Source organism: Kitasatospora putterlickiae (assembly GCF_039527695.1).
Lineage (GTDB): Bacteria > Actinomycetota > Actinomycetes > Streptomycetales > Streptomycetaceae > Kitasatospora > Kitasatospora putterlickiae.
Window position 1 is genome coordinate 7,793 of sequence record NZ_BAAAKJ010000028.1, and the last position, 2,330, is coordinate 10,122.

General features: G+C 72.1%; 3 protein-coding genes. All 3 read left to right on the forward strand.

Annotation, left to right across the window (positions count from 1 at the left end; genetic code table 11):
- Positions 1 to 221 precede the first annotated feature (221 nt).
- Entirely contained in the window at positions 222 to 857 is a 636-nt protein-coding gene (locus ABD308_RS03615; protein WP_344325407.1) for a carboxymuconolactone decarboxylase family protein, read from the forward strand.
- Positions 854 to 1,732 carry an SDR family NAD(P)-dependent oxidoreductase gene (locus ABD308_RS03620; protein ID WP_344325410.1) on the forward strand — a complete coding sequence of 293 codons (879 nt, stop codon included), beginning with the start codon at positions 854 to 856 and terminating at the stop codon, positions 1,730 to 1,732. The genes ABD308_RS03615 and ABD308_RS03620 overlap by 4 nt, the downstream gene beginning before the upstream one ends.
- Before the next feature lie 228 nt (positions 1,733 to 1,960).
- The coding region (locus tag ABD308_RS03625; protein ID WP_344325413.1) for a carboxymuconolactone decarboxylase family protein at positions 1,961 to 2,330 on the forward strand (370 nt) is incomplete at its 3' end.

Below are 2,330 nucleotides of genomic sequence, written 5' to 3' on the forward strand. Positions count from 1 at the left end.
CGTCGGCGTGTCCGGGGCCGGACCGCACCGGACCGGACCGGACCTGGCAGGGCCTGGCAGGGTCCGGCCAGGGCAACCTGGGAGACGAGAAGTCCCGGCTATTCCTGCCACCATGGGGAAAACCACGCCGCCGCCCGCCGGGCAGGAATTCCGCGCATTCCCCCGGTATTCGGAAAGGCCCGCGCGGCGGCCCGCACCCTCGAAAGGGAAGGCGATTACCCATGACCGATCCGAATGTGCTGAGCACGGTTCGCGTCCCGCTGGTGGAGGAGGCCGAGGCGGAGGGCCGGACGAAGGAGCTCTACGACGCGATCAAGTCGCGGATGGGCATCCCCTTCGTGCCGGACATGTTCCGGCTGGTCTCCAGCCGTCCCGACCTGCTGGAGGTCGTGATCGCCGGCTACGGCGGGGTGTTCAACGACGGGGTGCTGCCGCGCGCGACCCGCGAGATGATCTCCGCCTGGAGCTCCAAGGTCAACGGCTGCCCGTACTGCGTCGGCACCCACAACTGGTTCCTGGCCCAGTTCGGCGGCCCCCAGGAGCTCACCGACGCGATCGAGAACGCCCCCTCGGTGGAGGAGCTGCCGGTCGACGACCGCACCAAGGTGCTGATGCGCCTGGTCACCAAGGTCGGCACCGGCGCCTTCCGGATCACCGACGAGGACTGGGCCGCCACCGAGGCGGCCGGCTGGAGCAACGAGGAGATGCTGGAGGCGGTGTTCACCGCCGCCCTGTTCGCCTTCATCAACCGCCTGGTCGACGGCCTGGGCCTGGGCAACTCGGTGACCCGCAGCCGGATCGCCTCGCAGTCGGAGGACGCCACCGTCTCCGAGGAGCGCCTGGCGGAAGGCAGGTGAGCGGCCCCTCGCGCGCCGTCCTGCTGACCGGCGCCTCGTCCAGCACCGGAATGTCCTCCGGTACCGGGCGGGCCGCCGCGCTGCGGCTGCACCGGGCCGGCCGGCCGGTGTACGCCACCGCGCGCCGGCCCGAGGCGCTGGCCGACCTGGCCGCCGAGGGGATCCGGGTGCTGCACCTGGACGTCAACGACGAGGAGTCGATGACGGCCGCGGTGGAGAAGATCAGCGCCGAGCACGGCGCGGTCGGCACCCTGATCAACAACGCGGCGTACAGCCTCAACGGCACCATCGGGGAGACCCCGATCGACGAGGTGCGCCGGCAGTTCGAGACCAACCTGTTCGGGCTCTGCCGGCTGACCCAGCTGGTGCTGCCCGGGATGCGGGCGCAGGGCGGCGGCCGGGTGGTCATGATGTCGTCCATCTTCGGCCAGTTCGCCACCCCCGGCCGCGGCTACTACCAGGCCACCAAGCACGCGCTGGAGGCGGTCAGCGACTCGCTGCGCCTGGAGGTGGCCAGGGACGGCATCAAGGTGGTGCTGATCGAGCCGTCCCCGGTGCTCGGCGGGTTCGTGCCGATGTCGGTCGCCGACCTCGGGATGTCCGGCCAGGAGCGCGGCGGCCTGTACGACGACTTCTGGCGGTACTTCGTCGACTGGCACGGCGCCTACCGGGAGACCGAGCGTCCGACCGGCCGGGGCCGGATGGCGGTGCGCGCGGAGACCGTGGCCAAGGTCATCGAGAAGGCCGTCACCAGCGACAACCCGCGGATCCGGTACCGGATCGGGGTGCCGTCCCGGCTGCTGCCGCGGATGCGCTGGACCATCGGCGACGCGCTCTTCGAGCGCTTCGTCAGGGCGTTCTTCCCGGTCCCCTAGCCGGCCGGGAACACCGGCACCACCCGCTCCGGGGTTTCCCCGGGCCGGGACCGAGGAACAGGGCAGAGCGCAAGGAAGAAGAAGGAGCAGCCCGCTCCGGATGCCACGATCGGGTGAAGCATCGACGGAGACGTCGAGGAGCCGAGGGGAGGACCCGCGGATGCCGGCGGATGACGAGGTCCCCGGGACGCACCGCAGTGTCCCGGGAACCGGAACCGGAGCGGGCTCGTGAGCGGCGGGCGGCGGCTCGTCCAGGCGCCGCTCAGAGGACTGTCGCTGCTCCAGGTCCGGTACGTCTCGACCGTGCCGTTCGGCGAGGCCGCCGGCGACACGGCCCGGGTCTACCGGGAGCTGGAACGGGACTTCGGGGTGCTGGCCCCGCCGGTGGCGCTGCACGCCCCGGTGCCGGAACTGCTCGCCGCGTGCTGGATGACGCTGCGCGAGACCATGCTGGCCGAGGGGCGCGCCCCGCGCACCGCCAAGGAGGCGGTGGCGGCCGCCGTCTCCGCGGGCAACCGATGTCCGTTCTGCACCACCATGCACGGCACCATGCTCGACTCGCTCTCACTGCGGCCGGTCGCGGGCCGCCGGGCCGGGC

What these genes read in the sequence shown, in the direction of transcription:
- ABD308_RS03615 (WP_344325407.1), top strand. Translation starts at nt 222, where the DNA reads ATGACCGATCCGAATGTGCTGAGCACGGTTCGCGTCCCGCTGGTGGAG.